General features: G+C 53.6%; 27 protein-coding genes. 13 read left to right on the forward strand and 14 right to left on the reverse strand.

Annotation, left to right across the window (positions count from 1 at the left end):
• Positions 1-23: 23 nt before the first annotated feature.
• Both RAC65_RS00950 and RAC65_RS00955 read right to left on the reverse strand, forming a co-directional pair.
• Entirely contained in the window at positions 24-881 is an 858-nt protein-coding gene (locus RAC65_RS00950) for a manganese catalase family protein (protein ID WP_039340546.1), read from the reverse strand.
• A 237-nt stretch (positions 882-1,118) separates the two neighbouring features.
• On the reverse strand, positions 1,119-1,376 hold the full coding sequence (locus RAC65_RS00955; protein WP_033741464.1) for a biofilm development regulator YmgB/AriR family protein: 258 nt from the start codon (positions 1,374-1,376) through the stop codon (positions 1,119-1,121).
• A 590-nt stretch (positions 1,377-1,966) separates the two neighbouring features.
• On the opposite strand from RAC65_RS00955, the gene RAC65_RS00960 reads away from it, so the two are divergent.
• The gene (locus RAC65_RS00960) at positions 1,967-2,191 is read left to right on the forward strand and encodes a hypothetical protein (RefSeq protein WP_110267569.1); all 225 of its coding nucleotides are present in this window, start codon (positions 1,967-1,969) and stop codon (positions 2,189-2,191) included.
• 249 nt (positions 2,192-2,440) lie between these two features.
• Here the strand turns inward: RAC65_RS00960 and RAC65_RS00965 are convergent, their stop codons facing one another.
• Entirely contained in the window at positions 2,441-3,229 is a 789-nt protein-coding gene (locus RAC65_RS00965; RefSeq protein WP_375096250.1) for a BPL-N domain-containing protein, read from the reverse strand.
• Positions 3,230-3,457: 228 nt separating this feature from the next.
• Entirely contained in the window at positions 3,458-4,339 is an 882-nt protein-coding gene (bla, locus tag RAC65_RS00970) for a class A beta-lactamase (RefSeq protein WP_375096251.1), read from the reverse strand.
• Between the two features lie 271 nt (positions 4,340-4,610).
• Here bla and RAC65_RS00975 point away from each other — a divergent pair, with 271 nt between their 5' ends.
• The gene (locus RAC65_RS00975; protein ID WP_162285647.1) at positions 4,611-5,477 is read left to right on the forward strand and encodes a LysR family transcriptional regulator; all 867 of its coding nucleotides are present in this window, start codon (positions 4,611-4,613) and stop codon (positions 5,475-5,477) included.
• A 213-nt stretch (positions 5,478-5,690) separates the two neighbouring features.
• Here the strand turns inward: RAC65_RS00975 and RAC65_RS00980 are convergent, their stop codons facing one another.
• On the reverse strand, positions 5,691-5,978 hold the full coding sequence (locus tag RAC65_RS00980) for a hypothetical protein (RefSeq protein WP_155489647.1): 288 nt from the start codon (positions 5,976-5,978) through the stop codon (positions 5,691-5,693).
• Positions 5,979-6,633: 655 nt separating this feature from the next.
• Here RAC65_RS00980 and umuD point away from each other — a divergent pair.
• From umuD to RAC65_RS01005, 5 genes are all read left to right on the forward strand, one after another.
• Complete coding sequence (gene umuD / locus RAC65_RS00985) at positions 6,634-7,053, forward strand: translesion error-prone DNA polymerase V autoproteolytic subunit (RefSeq protein ID WP_033741198.1); 420 nt, start codon at positions 6,634-6,636, stop codon at positions 7,051-7,053.
• A gap of 2 nt (positions 7,054-7,055) precedes the next feature.
• Complete coding sequence (gene umuC, locus RAC65_RS00990; protein WP_033741199.1) at positions 7,056-8,321, forward strand: translesion error-prone DNA polymerase V subunit UmuC; 1,266 nt, start codon at positions 7,056-7,058, stop codon at positions 8,319-8,321.
• A 127-nt stretch (positions 8,322-8,448) separates the two neighbouring features.
• Entirely contained in the window at positions 8,449-9,294 is an 846-nt protein-coding gene (hchA, locus tag RAC65_RS00995) for a glyoxalase III HchA (RefSeq protein ID WP_375096252.1), read from the forward strand.
• 140 nt (positions 9,295-9,434) lie between these two features.
• Positions 9,435-10,076, forward strand: a complete 642-nt coding sequence (locus RAC65_RS01000) for a TetR/AcrR family transcriptional regulator (protein ID WP_375096253.1) — start codon at positions 9,435-9,437, stop codon at positions 10,074-10,076.
• Positions 10,077-10,219: 143 nt separating this feature from the next.
• Entirely contained in the window at positions 10,220-10,423 is a 204-nt protein-coding gene (locus tag RAC65_RS01005) for a hypothetical protein (protein ID WP_054633877.1), read from the forward strand.
• A gap of 144 nt (positions 10,424-10,567) precedes the next feature.
• Here RAC65_RS01005 and ycgZ read toward each other — a convergent pair whose 3' ends face one another.
• From ycgZ to RAC65_RS01025, 4 genes are all read right to left on the reverse strand, one after another.
• The gene (gene ycgZ, locus RAC65_RS01010; protein WP_033741208.1) at positions 10,568-10,807 is read right to left on the reverse strand and encodes a regulatory protein YcgZ; all 240 of its coding nucleotides are present in this window, start codon (positions 10,805-10,807) and stop codon (positions 10,568-10,570) included.
• A gap of 227 nt (positions 10,808-11,034) precedes the next feature.
• A complete protein-coding gene (locus RAC65_RS01015) occupies positions 11,035-11,304 on the reverse strand; it encodes a hypothetical protein (protein WP_033741209.1) in 270 nt (89 codons plus the stop codon).
• A gap of 563 nt (positions 11,305-11,867) precedes the next feature.
• Complete coding sequence (locus tag RAC65_RS01020) at positions 11,868-12,095, reverse strand: YgdI/YgdR family lipoprotein (RefSeq protein ID WP_033741210.1); 228 nt, start codon at positions 12,093-12,095, stop codon at positions 11,868-11,870.
• A 31-nt stretch (positions 12,096-12,126) separates the two neighbouring features.
• On the reverse strand, positions 12,127-12,360 hold the full coding sequence (locus RAC65_RS01025; RefSeq protein ID WP_033741212.1) for a YgdI/YgdR family lipoprotein: 234 nt from the start codon (positions 12,358-12,360) through the stop codon (positions 12,127-12,129).
• Between the two features lie 220 nt (positions 12,361-12,580).
• Here RAC65_RS01025 and uraH point away from each other — a divergent pair, with 220 nt between their 5' ends.
• The 5 genes from uraH to pdxY all read left to right on the forward strand — a co-directional run bounded on the left by uraH (position 12,581) and on the right by pdxY (position 16,595).
• Complete coding sequence (gene uraH / locus RAC65_RS01030) at positions 12,581-12,997, forward strand: hydroxyisourate hydrolase (RefSeq protein ID WP_375096254.1); 417 nt, start codon at positions 12,581-12,583, stop codon at positions 12,995-12,997.
• A 275-nt stretch (positions 12,998-13,272) separates the two neighbouring features.
• Positions 13,273-13,587, forward strand: coding sequence for an MliC family protein (locus RAC65_RS01035; protein WP_006119010.1), 315 nt, complete (start codon positions 13,273-13,275; stop codon positions 13,585-13,587).
• A 23-nt stretch (positions 13,588-13,610) separates the two neighbouring features.
• Positions 13,611-14,267, forward strand: a complete 657-nt coding sequence (gene pdxH / locus RAC65_RS01040) for a pyridoxamine 5'-phosphate oxidase (protein ID WP_375096448.1) — start codon at positions 13,611-13,613, stop codon at positions 14,265-14,267.
• A gap of 136 nt (positions 14,268-14,403) precedes the next feature.
• Positions 14,404-15,678, forward strand: coding sequence for a tyrosine--tRNA ligase (gene tyrS, locus RAC65_RS01045; protein ID WP_375096255.1), 1,275 nt, complete (start codon positions 14,404-14,406; stop codon positions 15,676-15,678).
• Between the two features lie 56 nt (positions 15,679-15,734).
• Positions 15,735-16,595, forward strand: a complete 861-nt coding sequence (gene pdxY, locus RAC65_RS01050) for a pyridoxal kinase PdxY (RefSeq protein WP_006119013.1) — start codon at positions 15,735-15,737, stop codon at positions 16,593-16,595.
• 29 nt (positions 16,596-16,624) lie between these two features.
• On the opposite strand, the gene gstA is transcribed toward pdxY, so the two are convergent.
• Together gstA and dtpA are read right to left on the reverse strand one after the other, a co-directional pair.
• Positions 16,625-17,230: a glutathione transferase GstA gene (gstA, locus tag RAC65_RS01055; protein ID WP_172912631.1), complete on the reverse strand. Its 606-nt coding sequence runs from the start codon at positions 17,228-17,230 to the stop codon at positions 16,625-16,627.
• 154 nt (positions 17,231-17,384) lie between these two features.
• Positions 17,385-18,869, reverse strand: a complete 1,485-nt coding sequence (gene dtpA, locus RAC65_RS01060; protein WP_033741223.1) for a dipeptide/tripeptide permease DtpA — start codon at positions 18,867-18,869, stop codon at positions 17,385-17,387.
• 597 nt (positions 18,870-19,466) lie between these two features.
• On the opposite strand from dtpA, the gene RAC65_RS01065 reads away from it, so the two are divergent.
• Positions 19,467-20,171: a CTP synthase gene (locus RAC65_RS01065; RefSeq protein ID WP_375096256.1), complete on the forward strand. Its 705-nt coding sequence runs from the start codon at positions 19,467-19,469 to the stop codon at positions 20,169-20,171.
• 43 nt (positions 20,172-20,214) lie between these two features.
• On the opposite strand, the gene nth is transcribed toward RAC65_RS01065, so the two are convergent.
• Genes nth through rsxG form a run of 3 tightly spaced genes read right to left on the reverse strand, consistent with a single transcriptional unit; the run spans position 20,215 to position 22,173 of the window.
• Positions 20,215-20,847: an endonuclease III gene (nth, locus tag RAC65_RS01070; protein WP_006119017.1), complete on the reverse strand. Its 633-nt coding sequence runs from the start codon at positions 20,845-20,847 to the stop codon at positions 20,215-20,217.
• Positions 20,844-21,548, reverse strand: a complete 705-nt coding sequence (locus RAC65_RS01075; RefSeq protein ID WP_054633871.1) for an electron transport complex subunit E — start codon at positions 21,546-21,548, stop codon at positions 20,844-20,846. Before RAC65_RS01075 ends, nth begins: the two co-directional genes overlap by 4 nt.
• Complete coding sequence (rsxG, locus tag RAC65_RS01080) at positions 21,541-22,173, reverse strand: electron transport complex subunit RsxG (RefSeq protein ID WP_375096449.1); 633 nt, start codon at positions 22,171-22,173, stop codon at positions 21,541-21,543. Before rsxG ends, RAC65_RS01075 begins: the two co-directional genes overlap by 8 nt.

Raw genomic sequence — 22,173 nt, forward strand, 5'->3', positions numbered from 1 at the left:
AGGGCCGGTGGCCCTTCAAATCATCACAATCCCTTTTTCAGTGGCGGAACGCCACCTTCGATTTGTGCCTGCTGAGCACCGGAACCGGGGCGGGCATTCCCCAGCAGCGGCTCTTCTCCTAAAATATCCGGCTGCTCTTTCGCGCTAAACTCACCGCGACCGTCGAAGGAGGGGCCTTCACTCCAGCGGCCTTTCGGCAACGGTTTATCCAGTGAGGTATTCAGGCAGTAGTAAGCGTGTTCCTGCGCTTCCCCTTCCTGTGGGAAACTGTCCGGGATGGGCAGCGACGCATCCAGGCCGCCTAAATCTTCGATTACCGCCAGCCACTGCTGCTGGTGCATCGTGTCGCGGGCAATCAGGAAAGACAGGAAATCCTTCATGCCTTTATCCTCAGTCAAATTGTACAGGCGCGTCGCCAGTACCCGGCCAGTGGCTTCAGCCGTCACGTTTGCCAGCATATCGGCAGCCACATTGCCGGACGCGTATATATGGCTCATGTCAAAAGGCATGCCGTTCGCATTCACCGGCAGGGCAGCCAGCCCTGATGACAGGATATGACGGGGATTCATTCCGCCGAGAATCGCATTCACCACGGGATCTTTTGCCGAGGCTTCCTGATAAGAAAGGGGTGCGCCCTCCAGGTTGAGGGCCACCGCATGGCCCAGCATCTCAATATGGCTCAGTTCTTCAGTTGCCGTAGAGATAAGAAGATCTTTGATCCGCGCATCGCCGCGTGCGCCCATGGCCTGGAAGAAGTACTGCATTGCCACACGTATTTCGCCTTCCACGCCGCCAATGGCTTGCTGGAGTAACATGGCGAATTCAGGATCGGGTTTCTCTACTCGCACGGGGTACTGCAGCTTTGATGAGTGATGAAACATGGTTATCTCCTGGTTAGTGAGGAATCGATCAACAGCCAAAAGCCTGGTCATGAATGCCAGAGAAATAAAGCGCAGCGAGGTAGGTTTTCTTCATCGCCGCTGCGTTTAACCTGTTGATTTACCGCGAAAGGAGAGGCGAGGTAAGCTGAAAAAAAATAAAAAAAAAGCCCCTGAATCAGGGGCGAATTTTTAGGGAAGGCAAAGCATCCATGCTAATTAGCGTTTCATCACAACTTATCAAAAACGGACATCGCCCGGCGTACGCTGAAGCACAATCTCCAGGGCCTGACGATAGATATCCTGCATGGTCACATCGGTTTCACATTCGAGTTTGTGAATCAAACCCAGCACGATGTCTTTTTCAGAAACGTGAGCCTTATAGGCAGCAAGCTCTGACCAGGTTTCGGCAATCACATCTTTTTCGCTGGTGAAATGGGCACCCGCGTTCATGAAATAGTCTGAAATCTGAGACTCAGTATTCGTTGTCGTTTGCATCATGGCCTCAAAATCGTTAGAAAGAAAAATTTTGCATCTGAAGGTGGAAATCCACTCACCTTCAGATGCGGTGCAAAGCACCTTTCGTTACAAGTTACTTAACATCACGCCTTAAAGTTATACAAAAAAACCAAGTTTGTACAATTTTTTGTATAAAATTTTAAGTGGTCGGATGACTTTTCGGCGCTTATTGCAACATAAAATCTAAAAATATTAACATTTTCTGTTGATTTTTAAGGGGTTATTGAGGGTGCACCTCTGTGCGGCGCCTCTTTGGAAAGTTGTACAACCTTGTACAAGATGGCTTTTCTGAGCGGGCCGGATTGTACAGGCGACGCGGGAACGGATCACTGTCACGCGTGCTGTGTGCGGCAGCGTCCTCCCTGGCGGCAACGTCGACATGGCAGGCTAATAACTCCTGAGCTCAGACGGGGAACCGCGTCTGGCAGGTGAACTCTGCAAACAGGCCGGGGCGGGCGCGTTGCCCGGAAGCGCCGTGTGAATCTGTCGGGAGCCGTGGTCATAATTTACTTTCTTATGAACGCGCAGGGCGTTAAGGTTTACGCCTCTTGAATCACAAGGACATGATAATGGTTAACGACTATTTTTCACTGCCGCCCGCGGGCATGACGCAGGAACAACACAAACGTACGGTCGCCGTTGCGGCGGCGCTGGCAGTGGCAAAAGAGTCAGTCAGCGCCTCGACGTCAGCGAATGGCTCTAAAGCAGCCTGGGATTTGCAGGCCGTGGCAAACGAAATTGCCAATCTGGCGGATGCGATTCAGGATGCGCTGGAGGCCGACAGCACCGTGTAATCTCCCTGCCTGACGGGATGCGCGACGCTGATTGCCTTCACGTGCCAGCCGTCAGGCACGGCGACCTGGCGGGCGCAGGGCGGATTAAGGAACGTGAGCGTCAGCTGTCCGCCAGCCGGATTCTCCCGGTTATATTCACGACAGACAGCTACGTAGCGATCCGGATGCCGCTCACATCGCGTACAGGAAAAGCGGTACCGCCACGACAGGACAACGCCGCCCGGCCACGGACACTCACGCAGTGCGGGCTTAAGGCACGCGGCGGGTGTTATCAAACCCGGCCAACAGGCGGGACATTTTTTCCTGGGGCGTGGTGTCAACGCCGTCTTTACCGCCGTCTGCCTGGCCCATCCAGCTCTCGTCGGCTTCCGGATGCGGTCCGGTTAACACAACCGTGCCTTTTCCATACGTATAGTGGGCGATAGCGACGTCACCATTCCGGTAAAAGGCCAGAGGGGTAAAACCATCCCGGGCTTGATTGCCCTCAAGGTACGGACCGTCCTGATAATAGAACCGCGTTGGCTGACGCTGCCAGTCAACGCGAATCGTGTAATCGCCCTCATCAGCAATGCCCGAGCCTGGACGGCCCACTTCCGATTCCAGCGGTGAGCTAATCAGCCCCAGCCACTGACTGTCTGCCAGGTAGGCCCCCATGCAAAGGCCCAGAAACCCCTTGCCGCTGCGAACAAACTGTCGAATAGCCCGGACGCCTTCCTCTCCCAGTGCGGCATAAGCCGCGGGAATATCCTGACCGCCGCCAGGCTGAATATAGAGATCAAACTGACGCAGGTTCTGTGCCGTCAGCCTGAGCGTTTCATGCTCGCCGATGTACGTTGTGCGAACCGGCCGGGTGAGGCCGTGGAGCGATTTCACCACCATTTCCGAACAGCCGTCACATCCTGCCGCGCCGCGATAAACGGCGATGTTCAGCGGCGGCGGGACAGCCAGCACCGCGCCGGGCACCAGGCTTAAGGCAAGCAGCAGGGCGGTCAGTCTTCCGTTACGGGGGCGAAGGATTGCATGATAAGCCAGCCTCATAGGTTATTTCCTGTCGGTTAAATAACGTGGGTATGCACGGCGTAATCCCGGCCAGTCGCCTGTGCTCAGGCAGGCGTACTGGCGGTAAACCGGTGACTTGAGCAAGCGCTCAATTTAGGGAAGTGACGGATGCCTGTCAACGGGTTTATTGACCTGACAAACCTTTTCAGCGGCGTGATACAGCCCGTACAGACAGGCCATATCACGTGTTAACGCCGTTACGGTCGCTTAGTTTTCATAACCTGAGGCGATAATTTTTGCGGCGCTGGCCAGCACATCCTTACGCGAGGCCGCGTGTTTGTCGGTCTGCGTGTAGTAGGTCACCAGCACCAGCGGGGCATGATGCGGTGGCCAGATCACGGCGATGTCGTTGGTGGTGCCGTAATCACCGCTGCCGGTTTTATCCGCGACCACCCAGTCAGCAGGCAGACCCGCACGTATGCTGTAGGTGCCGGTTGTATTGCCCTTCATCCAGTCGGCTAACTGCTGGCGTTGAGCAGGTGCCAGCGCCGTGCCTAAAACCAGTTTTTGCAGGCTCTGCGCCATCGCTGTCGGTGACGTTGTATCACGTGTATCACCCGGAATAGCGGTATTAAGCGTGGGCTCGGTTCGATCGAGACGAAACGTGTTATCGCCGATGCTGCGGGCGAAGGCGGTCACGGCATGCGGCCCGCCAAGATGCGTCAGCAGTTTATTCATCGCCGCGTTGTCGCTGTACTGCAAGGCCGCCGCACTGAGTTCTGCCACGGTCATCGTGCCGCCCACCTGTTTTTCGGTCACGGGGTTGTAATTCACCAGGTCGGCGTGACGAATCGCGATGTTTTCATTCAGCAGGCCTTGTGCGGTTTCCGCTTTCTTCAGAATGGCCGCCACCGTAAAGACTTTACTGGTGCTGCAAAGGGGAAAACGTTCGTTACCACGATAAGTAAAAACAGAACCATCACCGGTGTCGATCGCCGCCACGCCTAAGCGTCCGCCTGCGGCGTCTTCCAGCTGCCGGACAGGTTGCGCTAACAATGCGTCATTGAAATGGGCCTCGGCGACAAAAGGGACCGCCAGCGCCAGTAGGGTTGCCGCTGCACAGATGCGCAGCCGGGGAGCCGTAGCCATATAAACCTCCGTTAATGTGTATCTGCATTCAGACATACCCGGCACCTCACCGCCTCAGGAAGCGGGGCGTGCTGAGCGAAACGTGTAAAATGCGCCACTCGTGAAACTTATGTCAGTTTCTGCCACCTGATGCCCCCGTTATGACACGAAGGTCGCGTTATTGCGGGACATATCGCCTGTCAAAAGTGTGACGAGGGAGAGATTAAGGGATTTCAAATTATCGACAAGCGAGATAATTTGAGAGAAGCCAAAAGAATTTCTGGGGTTAACAATGAAAAATGATGTTCCGCTTAATGCACTTCGGGCCTTTTATGCTTCGGCCCGGTACCTGAATTTTACTCACGCAGGTATGGCACTTTTCGTCTCGCAGGCGGCCGTGAGCCAGCAGGTCAGGCTACTTGAAGAGCGGCTGGGCGTGACGTTATTCCGGCGCTTACCGCGTGGACTGGAGATGACGGACGAGTCCCGGCTGCTGTTTGCCGAGGTGTCCGAGGCGTTCACCCAGCTTGAAAAAGCCTGGCGCCGGTTTGAAGGGGGTGAATACCGCGAAGTGATGACCCTCGCCTGTGTCGGGACCTTTGCGCTGGGCTGGCTGCTGCCGCGTCTGGATGCCTTTCATCAGCAGCATCCTGCGCTGGAAGTGAACGTGCGCACCCATAATAACGTCGTGAATCTGGCGGGCGAAGGCATCGATTATGCCATTCGCTTTGGAACGGGGGCCTGGCCTGCAACGCACAACGAACCGCTGTTTACCGCACCGCTGACTGCGCTTTGCCGGCCAGATATCGCCCGTCGGCTGCAGCAGCCCGGCGATCTGTTACGGGAAACGCTGCTGCGTTCTTATCGCGCGGATGAGTGGGGCAACTGGTTCACTGCGGCAAATATCACGCCCCCCAGAATGACTGGTCCGGTTTTCGACTCCTCGCGGCTGATGGTCGAGGCAGCGGTTCAGACGGGCGGTGTCGCGCTGGTGCCGGTCTGCATGTTTCAGCGGGAGCTGGAGGCGGGCATCCTGGTGCGGCCTTTTGACATTGAGATTGATGTCGGTGGCTACTGGTTAACCTGGCTGCGATCAAAAACGCTGACGCCATCGATGGAGATATTTCGCGAATGGATAAGGCAGCAGGTAAATGGCTGACCGGATCGGTCACAAGCCCATGCGCCCCACACGCCGCTCAGGTTACGGGCGCAGGCGGAAAGCGCAGGGCGAGTCAGGCGCGCGGTGACGTTATCCCGGCATGATGACGGCGCAGGGTTAACCGATGATGCCTGCGCGGACATTGTGCGTATTCATCACACGGGCGGAGGCAACGTATTATCCTGCCATGCGGGCAAAACAGCGCGACGTTTTTTATTTTCTGAGATGAATCAGCCAGAGGATAAACTCACTGTTATTTCTCACGCCTACTTTCTGCATGATTTTTTGCTTAAGATAATAGATGACGTGTACAGGTGAAGCCATCTGGTACGCGATCTGGTTAACCGTCATACCGGTCATAAAAAGCCAGCTTAAAGAAAGTTCCTGCTCGGTTAAATAGACCTTTTTTCCCTGTGTACTTTTCAATTCCATTTTTATTCTGCCTCTCAATGCTTTTTTCAATGCCACGGTGATAGCCGTGTTCGGCGGTAATGCAGGCATGATAGGCAAACGTGTTGGATATCACAGTATAAATCATTTCACGTTATCTTATTTTTTTAACTATATGATTATTGTCACTTTTAATCCGAATGAGACACGTTCACATCACAAAAGATGAACGTTGTATCCGGCGATCCTGTCTTCATTTTTGCAAAAAAGATCGGCTGTAGTGATTTTCCCGTCATAAAAGCAGCGTGAAACAGCGCTGGCAAATCAGACCCCGTTTATCGCCTGCTATTTTGACGCCTTTTTTCGGACTTGCTTAGGGCTATTTTTATCACTATGCACGGTCAGGCGGTTGTTTATTTCCGTTATCGTCTGCGCGCCGCTTGTACGCTTAGCCGATTGATGTTGCTAACGCTGTCAGCATTATTTCCGCCCGGATTGTGCGGCGAATAAGTACGCGCCGCTAACGGGCAGCGTTCCGTGCTTTTTAAACATCCGTTCAGCGAAGAGAAGAATTCTGCATGCGCCGGCGAAAAAACAACCGGTACGGTTAATGGCTGCACAGGCCTGTCATAAGGCGATGAAAAGGGCAGAAAAAAATATCCATCCACATCAACTGTTTTACATAAACCTCTCCGGTTTCGCTTGATCGCACTGGCGGATCGCGATTACTGTAATTATATACAGTAATTTGGCGTGAGAGGTGAATATGGAATTTATCAGGCCAGCAAAAGTGAGCACGCCTTTGCAATTACCGCTGTTTGTCGAGCGGGTGCCGTGCGGTTTTCCGTCTCCGGCGCAGGACTACGTTGAGCAGCGGATTGATTTGAACAAGCTCATCGTTCAGCATCCCAGTTCGACATACTTTGTGCGCGTCAGTGGAGAATCGATGTCCGGAGCGGGCATTAACGACGGCGATATGCTGGTGGTGGACAGCGCACTGGTGGCTTCTCATGGCGATATTGTGGTGGCCGCGATTGAGGGCGAATTTACCGTCAAGCGGCTTCAGCTTCAGCCCTGCCTGCAACTGATGCCAATGAACCGTCAGTTCAAACCCATTGTGATTAGCACAGAAGACGCGCTCGAAGTGTTTGGCGTTGTGACCTATGTGATCAAGTCGGTTTATTAATCATGTTTGCGCTGGTCGATGTGAACAATTTTTATGCCTCCTGTGAAACGGTGTTTCGACCGGATCTCAAGGGCAAGCCCATTATTGTGCTCTCTAACAACGATGGCTGTGTGATTGCGCGTAATGCCGAAGCCAAAGCCCTTGGCGTCACCATGGCCGTGCCGTTTTTTAAAATGAGAGAAATCATTGCCCGCCATAACGTGCAGGTCTTTAGCTCTAACTATGCGCTGTATGCGGATATGAGCACCCGGGTCATGACGCTACTGGAGGAAATGGCCCCGTCGGTAGAAATTTATTCGATTGATGAGGCCTTTCTGGATTTAACCGGCGTCAGCCACTGCATGTCGCTTGATACCCTGGGGCACCAGATTAAAAAACGCATCAAAAAAGAAATTCATCTTAACGTCTGTGTCGGGATTGCCCCTACCAAGACGCTGGCGAAGCTGGCGAATTTTGCGGCCAAAAAATGGGCGGGCTACACCAACGGTGTGGTCGATCTGTCCGATCCGGTGCGCCAGCAAAAACTGCTGGCGAAGGTGTCGGTCAAGGATATCTGGGGCGTTGGCCGCCGTCTCAGCCAGCGGCTTGAGGAGATGGGGATAACCTCGGCCGCAGACCTGGCGCGTCAGCGTCCCAGCCTGATTCGTAAGAATTTCAGCGTGGTGCTGGAACGCACGGTCAGAGAATTATGCGGTGAACCCTGTCAGGATTTAGAAGCCCTCGAACCCACCAAACAGCAGATCATGTGCTCACGTTCTTTCAGTAGCCGTCTTTCAGACTATGCACAGGTGCGTGAGGCAGTCTGTACCTATGCCGAACGTGCCGCCGAAAAACTGCGGAAAGAAAAACAGTACTGCCGACAAATCGGGGTGTTTCTGCGCACCAGCCCCCATGCCGTTGGTGAAAACTTTTACGGCAATCAGGCCACTGGTCAGTTACTGACGCCGTCGCACGATACGCGCGACATTATCCGGGTGGCGACCGACATGCTGGACTACATCTGGATCGCGGGCCACCGCTATATCAAAGCGGGCGTTGTCCTGAGCGACTTCTTTGACCACGGCGTGACTCAGTTGGATTTGTTTGATGAGCGACCGGTCAACCCGGGCCGTAACGATCTGATGCAGGTTATCGATCAGATCCACAAAGCGGGCAAGGGGAAAATGTGGTTCGCCGGACAGGGGACAGAGAAGCGCTGGGCGATGAAGCGCGAAATGCTGTCGCCGGCTTATACCACGCGCATCAGCGATCTGCCGGTGGTGAAGTAAGGCGTGGGCAGGGATGACAGCAACAGAATGCTCTTATAAGGGGGCCGTTTGGGCTGCCGCTCGGTTTAAATCTGGCGTTGTGGTCTAGGCTAAAACAGGTATCCATCCCCTTAAGGAGAGCTTTGTCATGTCAGAACTCAGTAAATCGCCGGTGGCAGATCGGGCCGAACATAACGCCTTTTTTCCTTCTGCCTACTCACTTGACCAGTTCACCCGCCCCACATCTGATCTCGGTGATGCCGACTATCCCCAGCCGTATTCAGGGAATAAAAAGGTCCTGGTGATCTGCACCGACGAGCGCTATCTGCCGCTTGATAACGACACCCTGTTTTCCACCGGTAACCATCCGATTGAGACGCTGCTTCCGATGTATCACCTGTATCAGGCCGGTTTCCAGTTTGATGTGGCGACGTTGTCCGGGCAGATGGTGAAGTTTGAACACTGGGCGATGCCCCAGCAGGATGAGGTGGTCATTGGCTTTTACAATCACTGCCTGTCGCTGTTTCGTTCCCCGCTGACGCTGAACGCTGTCGTTCAGTCACTGACGCCCCGGTCAGAGTACGCAGGCGTCTTTATTCCGGGCGGTCACGGCGCGCTGATAGGGCTGCCCGAAAGTGAAGTCGTCGCTGAGGTGATCCGCTGGACGCTGGCCAACGATCGTCACCTGATTTCGCTGTGCCATGGCCCGGCTGCCTTTCTTGCTCTGGACAAAGGCGACAATCCGCTTAATGGCTATAAAATTTGCGCCTTCCCCGATGCGACCGACAAACAAACACCGGATATCGGCTACATGCCGGGACAGTTAACCTGGTTCTTTGGGGAGAAACTTCAGGCCATGGGACTGACGCTGGTTAACAGCGATATTAAAGGGACCGTGCATAAAGATCGCCGGGTACTGACGGGCGACAGTCCCTTTGCGGCGAACGCGCTCGGTAAACTGGCGGCAGACGAGCTGCTTAAAGCCAACGCCTGATCGGCCTGCTTTTTATCCCACCACGGCATCGCCTGCACCGCACTTTGTGCAGACGATGCGCCGGGGTGGGATTCGGGTGTACTTGCACCCGGTGCCTGAGATACAATCGTTCTGCCTATCGTTTCCGGGTAATGTCGGAAATGCAGCCTCTCAAACTGGTCGTCATGAGCAGCCAACAATCCACAGCGAATAAACAAAAAGAACGCGGCAGGCCCAGAGAATTTGATATCGAACAGGCTCTGGACCAGGCGATGATCGTGTTCCGGCAAAAAGGATATCATGCCGCCTCGCTTAACGATTTGAGTGAGGCAATGCAGCTTTCTGTCGGTAGTATCTACAAAGCGTTTCAGGACAAGCGATCGTTGTTCCTGCTGGTTTTTCAGCGTTACATCACGCTCCGCAACGAGGATCTGCGCGGACGCCTGGCCCGCTTTTCGACCGGCCGCGCAAAGTTAAGTGAACTACTCCAGTTTTATCTGGATTCTTCCCGGTCAACGGAAGGGCGGACCGGCTGTCTGGTCGTAGGCAGTGCTATTGAATTACAGGTGCTGGATGCGGAGCTGTCACAACAGGTTACACAGGTTATCTTCCGCAATAAGGCCTTTCTGATGTCACTCTTGCAGGAAGGGCAGCATGATGGCTCCATCAGGCGCGACCTGGATGTGGAGACGGCTGCAGGACTGATTTTGCGTATTGCCTTTGGTATGCGTGTTACCGGCAAGGTGGCGGATGTACACGATGAACAGGCTACGATTGCGCTGGCCCTGAAAATCCTGGATTAATCTTTGCTCATTTAGGAAGTAAATATTCCCTTATGTCATCCATGCAGGGCGGCCGGTCACCCACGGGCTGCCAGACACAGGCACAGTGTGCCTTCTCTAAAACACTTTGCTGTTACAGAAAAAGTAAAATTTGAGGATTATGCGTGAAACATGACAGGGCAAACATCGGTGAAGAGATTCACGCGCTTTTAGGGCGCGTTGTGTCAGACATCCTGCAGCCGGGTAAAACGCTCACACTGCAGGAAATTATTGGTGCGTTGCACCAGCAAAGTCTACAGACAAGCTGTAAAACGACCCGACAGACCTGCGAAGAGGCTATCCGTATCCTCGCGCATAAACTCCATTAATGACGACGGGCTGAAGCAAGGAAGCCTGTACGGCCGTCACGTCACAGTAACGACAGCAGCAACAATAATGCCAGCAGCAGCAGCGAAAAGGCCGCAACGGCTTCGCAACGATGCCCCGTCCCGTCACGGCAGTCACTGGCCGTCTTAACGACCAAACAGCAACCCAATCAGTTCACGGCAAAGGCGCTCTTCTTCCTGACTGGCTGACAGCTCAAGACGGCGCAGCAGTTTAGTGCAGATAGACTTACGGTTCACGTTCTGACCGGCGCGTAAAATATCTACCACGATTTGCCCCAGCATTTCCTGCTGTGAAGGGAGACCCGCCGCAGAAAAATAGCGGGAGATATCGTCGGCGCTCTGCGGTAAGCGATGATTGCGTTGCATAGATGTTCTCGGGTGGTTCAAAAGTAGTCAGTTGAAAGTAGCGTAAAGTTATACAATAAAATAAAACTTGTACAGCTATTTTCGCAGAAAAAGTGCGCGGCGCGATTCAGACGGGGACAAGGAGAAGGGCGCAAAGCGGACACAAAGAGAATACAGACAGTTAGCACGCAGTAAACGCGGACGCATCCGGCGTCCGCGAAGCGCGGTATCGCACTAACCTGTCAGCGTTAATGCTCGGTCACATTGGCGGGAACCTGGCCCGTTACTACCATCCAGTTGAGTTCGGCCCGCTCGCGCGTGGCCACGTTAATAAAGCTTTTCAGCCATTTACGCGCATCGGCGATCAGGAGCACGCGCTCATCGTCACTTTCATGGTCCGCCATCGTGCTGAGCTGGCGAATCAGTGAAACCACCGTGATCTCCTCATTCTGTAGTGCCAGGTTCACCGCAGCTTCACCAATAATCTTATGACCGGTAGCCTCATCGTGAAAATTCATATGCACCTCCTGAGAGTGAGTGAGAATGTCGTCGACCCAGTGATTAGTTTAGTAAAAGAAATGAATAGCGATAGTGTGATTTCATTCGGTGATACCTATCAAAGAAAATATTAAAAACAGTGAACTTTCATACCGCAGGCTAACACCTTAATAAGCGAGCGAAAATTTATACAGACCCGTTTTATCCGCCAGAATTGAAGTGATTAAACCACTAGATAGTGGCGAACTGGCCTGGAATTACGATAGGTCCTTGACACAGTGACCTGGCCGTCAGCGGCATTCCGGACCGCAACCTGACGCTGTAAATAAAATGTACATAAGAAAGAGATGCTAATGTTTTTGTGTTGTCACAAAGCAAAGTGAGAAGGAACGAAAAAGGCCATAACAGGCGAGCACCTGCGTCAGAAAGACAAAAGGATATATGAGCCATGATCATGCCGTGTAAGTCGTTATTACACTGTTTACGACGATCCGTTATTTCCAGATAAAAAGAAATTGAGAGGGTGAAGCAATGAAGAGGCGGCAGGAAATAAAAAAGCCGCCCTGATCAGGCGGCAACGCTGTTATTTTGGCACTTCGGAAACGGCTTTAACGTCCGCTTTATTGATCTGCTGTTTCACACCATTGGCATCGGTATAACCCAGTAAACCGGCATCAGATTCAGACGGCTTGCCGTCGCTGATAATAGTGCGGCCATCGTTGGTATGAATAGCGTAGCTTGTGCGGGTACAACCTGTTAATGCGGTCATGCCGATCAAAACTGCCAGCGGTAAAATCAGAGTCTTCTTCATATTATCCACCTTATTTCTGTGATTGAGTCCGTTAGTTATCAAGTTCACTCATATTGCTGATCTGATCGCGATTAATTTGTTCGGTTTTGCCTGTCTGGGCGTCACGATAGGACACCAGCCCCGTATCGCTGTCAATTTGAGGCTTACCATCGGTCACTATTGTACGGCCGTCTGACGTTTTAATGGACTGGTTGGAAGAACAACCGGCTAACGTTGCCAGAGAGAGGGCAAGCAAAACGGCAGCTGACAGGGATTTAGTATGCATTTCATCTCCTTGAAGTGGACCTTGAATTAAACAGCATAGTCGCTTTTGAGAATTTTGCAGGGCGGTGAGCGAAACAATAAACGCACTTGCGCAGAAAAAGCGCGAATAGCTAAAGCGTATTTATGCCTCTCAGAAATTTCACATTTAGCGCCTGCGGTTTGGTATTTAGTCTGCGGCCCTTTACGCTCGTTGACAGGTTAACGAAAAAAAGGAATCGAGAATGAAATGGCAAATGGGTGCAGTTGCAGCGTTATTAATGGGTTCCGTTGCTTGTGCGGCAGAAACAACCGCGATGAAGAATCCGCTGAGTGTACACGTATTAAATCTGGAGACCGGCACGCCGACTCCCGGTATTTCTGTTGACCTCGAACATAAAGAACAGGGCAGGTGGGTTAAGCTTTCCTCAGGGGTAACCGATAAAAACGGCAGAATTAGTGCACTATTCCCGACAGATAAACAATATGAAACGGGCGATTATAAAGTTGTATTTAAAACGGGAGATTATTATCAGAAGGTTCAGCACGCGTCCTTTTTCCCGGAAATTCCGGTGATATTTCACATGGACAAAAGTGAATCGCATTACCATATTCCATTGCTGCTGAGCCCGTACGGCTATTCTACCTATCGCGGTAATTAATCTTCACCGGCAACGCCTGAATACCCGGGTGTTGCCGGTCTCTTTCGCCCCCTCCACCCTGGTCATCGCCGCGCGATGTCGCGTTTTCCCGACCGGACCCTGGCTTTGCAGTCTTCACCTTGCCACGCCCGGACAAAAAAACTTTTGCTGCTACGGGTGCGATCATCGGTTAAATTGCCCCTCTGTGCCGGAACGGTTAACCTGCCGGTGCCGGAACCTTCATACCGAACAAAACAGGGCGCGCTGTGCCTGCTTTACGTACAGGAGAATCGCTGATGCGAAAAGGATTAACTGTGGTTGCCATGGTCATGCTGTCAGGCTGCAGCCTGATGCACAAATCGTCGCCCGCGCCAGAAACGTTACACTATCGCTGTGGCACTTTGCCGCTCACCGTCACCCTGGATAACGCTAAAGATCAGGTCAGCTTTATCATGGATGGCAAACCGCTGACGCTGACGCAAACCGTTTCTGCCTCGGGGGCCCGCTACAGCGACGGACAGTATGTTTTCTGGTCTAAAGGAAACGGTGCTTTTATTGAGCGCAACGATAAAATCGTCGTGAATGACTGCGAGCTGCAACCGGCTGGTTAACGTTATCTGAGTGAGTGTGCATGATGAGTGACAATGAAATGCTGCAAAACATTGCCCACCTGCGTCGTGAATACACGCGTGGTGGTCTGCGTCGTAACGATTTGCCGGATAATCCGCTGGCGCTGTTCGAAAGCTGGTTAAAGCAGGCCTGCGAGGCACAATTGCCCGATCCTACAGCCATGACGGTAGCCACGGTCGATGAGCAAGGCCAGCCTTATCAGCGTATCGTGCTGTTGAAGCATTATGATGAACAGGGCATGGTGTTTTATACCAACCTTGGCAGCCGTAAAGCACAACATCTGGCCAACAATCCGCGTATTTCGCTGCATTTCCCGTGGCATTTTCTGGAGCGCCAGGTCATGGTGCTGGGCGAAGTCGAAAAACTGTCGCCGCTGGACGTCCTGAAATATTTCAGCAGCCGCCCGCGTGACAGCCAGATCGGTGCCTGGGTTTCGCGTCAGTCCAGACGGATTTCTGCCCGCGGTGTGCTGGAAGCGAAGTTTCTGGAACTGAAGCAGAAATTCCAGCAGGGCGATGTGCCGCTGCCCAGTTTTTGGGGCGGCTATCGGGTAAAATTTAACACCATGGAGTTCTGGCAAGGGGGCGAGCATCGCCTTCACGATCGTTTCCTCTACCAACGGGATAACGACGGCTGGAAAATTGACCGGCTCGCCCCGTAAAACTGCGCTTTCCCCTTATCAGCGCTGGCACAGAAGCCGTCAGCGCTTTATGCTATAGCCCTCATTTTTTTCTTCCGCAACTCAGCGGAAAGCTGTGTACCAGCCTAGGTGCAGTCTGATCAATTTGGAGTCAGTGATGACCAGCAGTAACCTGATACAACAATTGCAAGAACGGGGCCTGATCGCCCAGGTGACGGATGAAGACGCGTTAGTCGAGAAACTGGCGCAAGGGCCAATTTCGCTCTATTGCGGCTTTGACCCCACTGCTGACAGCTTGCACTTGGGCCATCTGGTACCGCTGCTCTGCCTGAAACGTTTTCAGGACGCCGGACACAGGCCGGTGGCGCTGGTGGGCGGCGCAACCGGTCTGATTGGCGATCCCAGTTTTAAAGCGGCAGAGCGTAAGCTCAACACCAGCGAAACCGTCGGTGAATGGGTCGAAAAAATCCGTAAACAGGTTGCGCCATTCCTGGATTTTGACTGTGGTGCGAACAGTGCGATTGCGACCAACAACTATGACTGGTTTGGCAATATGAACGTGCTGACCTTCCTGCGTGACATTGGTAAACACTTCTCGGTTAACCAGATGATCAACAAGGAAGCGGTCAAACAGCGTCTGAACCGTGACGACCAGGGGATCTCGTTTACCGAATTCTCCTACAACCTGTTGCAGGGCTATGATTTTGCCTGCCTGAACGAACTGCACGGCGTAACGCTGCAGATCGGCGGCTCGGACCAGTGGGGCAACATCACTTCCGGTATCGATCTGACACGTCGTCTGCATCAGAACCAGGTGTTTGGTCTGACCGTTCCTCTGATCACCAAATCGGACGGCACCAAGTTCGGTAAGACCGAAGGCGGCGCGGTCTGGCTGGATGCTAAGAAAACCAGCCCGTACAAGTTCTACCAGTTCTGGATCAACACCGCCGATGCGGATGTTTACCGTTTCCTGAAATTCTTCACGTTCCTGAGCATTGAAGAGATTAATGCCCTGGAAGAAGAAGATAAAAACAGCGGAACCGCGCCGCGTGCACAGTATGTACTGGCCGAGCAGGTTACGCGCCTGGTTCATGGCGAAGAGGGCCTGGCAGCCGCGAAACGCATCACGGAAAGTCTGTTCTCCGGTGCGCTCAGTGACATGACCGAGGCCGATTTCGAACAGCTGGCGCAGGACGGCATGCCCACCATTACGCTGTCTGCTGAGGACGATCTGCAGCAGGCACTGGTTAAAGCGGAGCTGGTACCCTCACGCGGCCAGGCGCGCACCATGATTGGCTCAAATGCCGTATCGCTGAACGGTGAGAAGCAGTCTGATGCGGAATACCGCTTCCGCGACAGCGACAAGCTGTTTAACCGCTTCACGTTATTACGCCGCGGTAAAAAACATTACTGCCTGATCAACTGGCAGTAGCTTTTCAGGGCCGGTTTCCGGCCCTTTTTTATGGCAAGGCACGACAGGGTAAAAAAGTGAAAAACGTTTTAGCAATTCAGTCGCACGTGGTGTTTGGTCATGCAGGCAATGCGGCGGCAGAGTTCCCGATGCGCCGTATGGGCGTGAACGTCTGGCCGCTGAATACCGTGCAGTTTTCCAATCATACGCAGTACGGGCACTGGACCGGCACCGTCATGCCGGCGTCGCATCTCACCGACATTGTCAAAGGCATCGCCGATATCGACCGCCTGAAAACCTGTGATGCGGTGTTAAGCGGCTATCTGGGATCGGCCGAACAGGGCGAAAAGATTCTGGACATCGTGCATCAGGTAAAAGCCGCCAACCCTGAGGCCTGGTATTTTTGCGATCCGGTCATGGGGCATCCGGAAAAGGGCTGCATTGTGGCACCGGGCGTGGCGGAGTTTCACTGCAAAATGGCGCTACCGGCCAGCGATATCATCGCGCCAAACCTGCTGGAGCTGGAAATGCTCAGCGAACGCACGGTAACCAGTGTCGAATCCGCCGTTGAGGCTGCCCGCCTGCTGATCACGCAGGGGCCAAAAGTGGTGCTGATTAAGCATCTGGCACGGGCAGGGCGCCGCAGCGATCGCTTTGAAATGCTGCTGGTCACCGCCGACGAAGCCTGGCACATCAGCCGTCCGCTGGTGGACTTTGGCGTTCGCCAGCCTGTAGGCGTGGGCGATTTAACCAGCGGCTTATTGCTGGTCGATCTGCTGCACGGACAGTCGCTGCAGGCGGCGCTGGAGCACGTCACGGCCGCCGTCTATGAAGTGATGCTGAAAACGCATGAGATGGGGGAATATGAGCTGCAGTTGGTTGCCGCGCAGGACGCTATCGCCCGGCCAACGCACTATTTTCCGGCAGAGAAGCTGTAAAAAAAGGGCCGGTAACGGCCCTGATCGTGTCAGATAAGGCCTTCCGCTTTTAGCGCGGCCTGAACCGATGGCCGTTCTTCAACGCGCGCAAACCACTGTTGCAGGTGGCTCAACGCGCTGACATCCAGGTTCAGCGCTTTCGCCCAGCGCGTCACCACATACAGATAAGCATCCGCAACGCTGAAATGCACGCCCATCAGCCACGGCTTGTCCTGCAGTTCACCGTTTACCCAGGCAAATTTTGCCTCCAGCTGACGGCGCACCAGCGCTTTGTACTCGTCGGGCGCATCGTTGCGGAACAGCGGTGAAAAACTCTTATGTAACTCACTGCTGATGTAGCCGAGCCACTCAATGGTGTGATAACGCGTCAGGCTGCCGACGGGGGCCAGAAGATGACGATCGGGCTTGAGATCGGCCAGGTACTGCACAATCGCCGCGCCTTCGGTCAGGACATTACCCTCACTTAATTGCAGCGCCGGTACCTGACCCTTGGGGTTGATTTGACGAAAATCATCCCCGCGCTCGGTGAGCTTGGTTTGCAGGTCGACATTGACCTGAGTGAAATCCAGACCACATTCACGCAGAACAATATGGGGTGAAAGAGAACAGGCACCAGCTTTACAAAACAGTTTCATCATGAAGCCACCATGTTGCGAGTCGTGTTTGCATAGTAATCCCCTGTGGCAGAATTACCAGTTATTAGCATGAGTAATCTACCAGGAACCGATCGGCGACAAAAACAAAAAAACCGGGCAAGGCCCGGTTTTTGCTGCGTGTCAACATCGCCACTCAGGCTTTTTCCGCTTCCGTCGTCTGCGTCATACGGTTCAGCAGCGGGGCCGTCACCAGCATCAGCACAGCGATGACGGCGGTGGCAATCCCGATCTGCTGGAACACTTTGCCGTACGTGACCAGCGAAATCAGCGGATCGGTAACGTTTTCAGGCACCGCCATCAGGTTGGCCACTTTACCGGCAATGACGGCAGCACCCGCGGTGGTCAGGAACCATGAGCCCATGATAAAGCCCATCAGGCGCTGTGGAACCAACTGTGCCACCATCGCCAAACCCAGTCCCGAAATCATCAGTTCGCCGATACTTTGCAGGCCATAGCTGAGAATGAGCCAGTTCAGGGACACGATACCGGCATCGCTGGCAAATTTCGCGCCGACAGGCAATACCAGGAACGCGGCAGAACACAGCACCATGCCGATAGCGAACTTGTGCGGCATCGGCAGCTTGTCGCCCAGCTTGTTATACACGGCTGCCAGAATGGGGCTGGCCAGCATAATCCAGAACGGGTTCAGCGCCTGGAACTGCTCTGGCGCAAAGGTAATGCCAAAAAGGGTATGCTCAACGTTACGAATCGCAAAGAAGTTCAGCGACGTAGGCATCTGCATGTAAAGCACGAAGAAAACGATGGCTTCGACCATCAGCAGGAAAGCGACAATCATACGGCGGCGTGCCGCGCCCTTCAGTGCGAAGGCTTCTTTGGCAAAGATCACCATAATGCCCAGCGCAATCAGGCCCAGCAGAATACGGGCAATGGCCTGATGGTGCAGCATCCAGTTAGCCAGGGCGATCAACACCACAATACCTGCCAGCGTCATCAGCAGCTTGCCGAACTGGAGTGGGGCAAAGTCCGGTTTGGAACCAAAGTCTTTCACCAGGCGCTTACAGAACAGGAAGTTAAGCAGCGTGATGACCAGGCCGATCACCGACAGCGAAAATGCCACGTTATAGCCATATTTCTCGGCTAACCACGGCGTCAGCATCATTGAAAACAGTGAGCCGATGTTGATGGACATGTAGAACATGGTAAAGGCGCCATCAATGCGCGGATCGTCTTTCTCGTAGCAGGTGGAAAGCAGGGAAGAGGGGTTCGCTTTAAACAAGCCGCTGCCCACCGCAATAGTCGCCATACCGATATAGACGACGCTGACGTTATGACCGGAGAAGGCGACAAGCGCGTAGCCGATGGCCAGCACCAGTACACCCAGCACGATAACGCGTTTGGTGCCCAACACTTTATCGCCCAGCCAGCCGCCGATAGCGACCAGACCATAAACCAGTGCGCTAAAGGACGAGAACAGGGTAATGGAGTCGGACTCCGACATGCCCAGCTGTCGAACCAGATAGACGGCCATAATGGCCTGCAGGCCGTAGTAGCCAAAACGTTCCCATAATTCGATTGAAAAGATCAGGTAAAACGCTTTGGGCTGTTTAAAAGCATTAAGGCTGACGGCCTCGTCGGTGTGTTTGTTTGCAGTTGACACTTGTACCTCTGTTATTTCATATCCTGCGTCGTGACAGGCATTCCGTCCGCGCCATGTGATCACACCATGGGCCAGATTTTTATTAGATGGGAAAAACGGCGACTAATTTGGCTGAATAAAGGCGGCAGGGCAAGCGTTTTCTACCTTCTGCCAGAAAGGGTCAATATGGTGTTAAAACCTAAATAAATATTACTGATTGAAATTTTGTCATGTTTTCAGGTTTTTTATTGGTTCAAAATACCTGCGTGAAGCTTTTCAGATCGTCAATAATGACATTAACCACTAAACGGCGGTTGCGTAGAGCTTTGCTTTGGAAAGTGATCTTTCATCAGAATAAAGCGCCGGAAATGCGGCTTTTGACGTCGTTTTGCTGAAATAATCTGCATATTATGACGCAAAACGACGTCGGGTGCGCAATAAAGTTGATTAAACTCACATTATTCGCTGTTATTTCAGCAGAAGAAAAATGGTTTCATCAGGAAATAATGCGTCCGGCCCTTAATTAACAGGCGTAAAAAACCAGCAAAAATGCGCTCACCTGCTCGACAGCGCACGCGCACTCACGTAGCCTCTTTATTTCCTAAAAAGGATGTTGCTATGTCGTTATCTTTACGTCTCGCCTTAGTGGGTGACTACCGCCCGGATGCTGTTTCGCATCAATCCATTCCCCTGGCGCTGGCGCGCGCCGCGGCGCACCTTGCCATCCCGATTGAGCCTGACTGGATTCCCACCACGGATTTAGATGATCTGTCCGCCGTTACGCAGCATGATGCCGTCTGGCTGGTGCCCGGCAGCCCCTATAAAAACGATGACGGCGTGTTTAGCATGCTGCGTTGGGTACGGGAAAACGGTAAGCCCTTTCTCGGCTCCTGTGGCGGGTTTCAGTATGCGGTTATCGACTATGCCCGCCACGTATTGGGCTGGGAAGATGCCAGTCATGCCGAAACCAGCGAGATCGGTCGGATGGTGATTGCGCCGCTAAGCTGCTCACTGGTCGAACAGCGAGGGGAGGTCACGTTTGTACCCGGCTCGCGTATGGCCAGCGCCTACGGTGCGCTGACCAGCGATGAAGGTTATCATTGCAATTTTGGCGTGAACCCGGCTTTCAGTGCGGCGCTGCAGGGTAAAAACATGCGGATCACGTCCTGGGATCTGAACGGCGATGTACGCGGCATTGAACTGACCGATCATCCTTTCTATGTCGCCACCTTATTCCAGTCCGAACGGGCGGCATTACAGGATAAGGATTCGCCGCTGGTGATGGCCTGGATGCGGGCGGCGCTGGCGCAGCGTCAGCGCTGAACAGTAAAACAGCCTGTGACCGGTCACAGGCTGTTATCCGGGCTTACTCGACCTTATCGGGATATTCACACAGGTCTTCAATCAGGCAGGACCCGCAGCGCGGTTTGCGCGCCACGCAGGTGTAACGCCCGTGCAGAATCAGCCAGTGATGGCAGTCGACTTTAAACGCCTTCGGCACGACTTTTAACAGTTTCTCTTCGACCTGCTCGACGTTCTTACCCGGCGCAAAATTCGTCCGGTTGCAGACGCGGAAAATGTGCGTATCCACCGCAATCGTCGGCCAGCCAAAAGCCGTATTCAGCACCACGTTAGCCGTTTTACGGCCGACGCCAGGTAAGGCTTCGAGCGCGGCGCGATCTTCAGGCACCTGACCGCCGTGCTGGTCCAGTAAAATACGGCAGGTCTTAATCACGTTCTCGGCTTTACTGTTGAACAGGCCGATCGTTTTGATGTACTCCTTCACGCCGTCCACGCCCAGCGCCAGCATCGCAGCAGGTGTATTCGCCACCGGGTACAGCTTTGCAGTAGCCTTGTTAACGCTCACGTCCGTCGCCTGAGCCGACAGCAGAACCGCAATCAGCAGTTCAAACGGCGAGGTGAACTGCAGCTCGGTCGTAGGGTGAGGGTTGGCCTGCTGCAGACGACTGAGAATCTCAATGCGTTTCGTCTGGTTCACACGGCTTTTCCCGTGTTGCCCTGCGGCGCATCAAGCGCCGCGTCTTCTGCGCGACGCGCTGCGCGCTGCTTCATTTTCTGATCGATCACATATTTCCCCGCCAGCATCATGCCCAGACCGATAAAGGCACCCGGCGGGAGCATTGCCAGCAGCATTGGCGAGTTAAAATGAATCACGTCAATCCGCAACACTTTAGCCCAGGGACCCAGTAACTGATCCGCACCGTTAAACAATGTGCCGCTGCCGATGATTTCACGGATCGATCCCAGTACCACCATTGCACAGGTGGCGCCCATACCGATAGCAAAGCCATCCAGTGCGGCAAGGGGAATACTGCTTTTCGAGGCCACGGCTTCAGCCCGGCCCACTACGATGCAGTTGGTCACGATCAGCGGAATAAAAATACCGAGTGACTGATACAGACCGTAGGCGTAAGCGTTAATCAGCATCTGCACGCAGCTTACGACAGAGGCGATGATCATCACATAGATAGGAATACGGATCTCAGAAGGCACCCAACGACGCGAGGCCGAAATAAAACTGTTTGTCAGGGTCAGCACCAGCGTCGTGGCAAGCCCCAGCCCCAGAGCATTGGTGGCCGTGGCGGTCACCGCCAGCAAAGGGCACAGGCCCAGCAGCTGCACCAGCGCCGAGTTATTTTTCCACAGCCCGCCGACCAGCAGGTTTTTCGCTTCACTCATTGGCGTCTCCACATTCGGGTAACGAAGAGAGTTTCCCTTTCAGGGATTCAATTAACAATGCCGTACGTTTGGTGGCATTCACGACGGCGCGCGGGGTAATGGTGGCACCGGTAAACTGGTCGAATTCGCCGCCATCTTTTTTGACGGCAAACGCTTTGTCATTCGGCCCGGTTACCACTTTGCCATTAAAACTGTTGATCCAGTCAGAAATCCGTAACTCGATTTTGTCCCCCAGGCCCGGCGTTTCATGGTGCTCAATCACCCGCACGCCGAGTACCTTACCGTGAAAATCCGCGCCGACCAGCATCTGAATCGCGCCAGAATAGCCATCCGGGGCGGTGGTTTCCAGGGCGGCGGCCACAGGTTCGTTGCTTTTTCGCGCCAGATAAAGATGATGAGGACTGGCATTACCCAGCGCCGCATCAGTGACAACGTAACATTCCTGCTGAATGTGGTTATCGTACATATCGGTCGGCACCACCTGATCCAGCAGATTTTTTTGCTGTAATTGCGTCTGGTGCTCGACGGTGGGTTTGGTCACGGTATTTACAACAGCAGTAACGCCGGTGGTAATCGCGGCAAAGAGAGCCAGGGTCACGCCATTCTTGCGTATGGTGTCCAGCAT

The sequence above is a fragment of the Pantoea sp. BS_8 genome (genome assembly GCF_041954965.1).
Taxonomy (GTDB): Bacteria; Pseudomonadota; Gammaproteobacteria; order Enterobacterales; family Enterobacteriaceae; genus Pantoea; species Pantoea stewartii.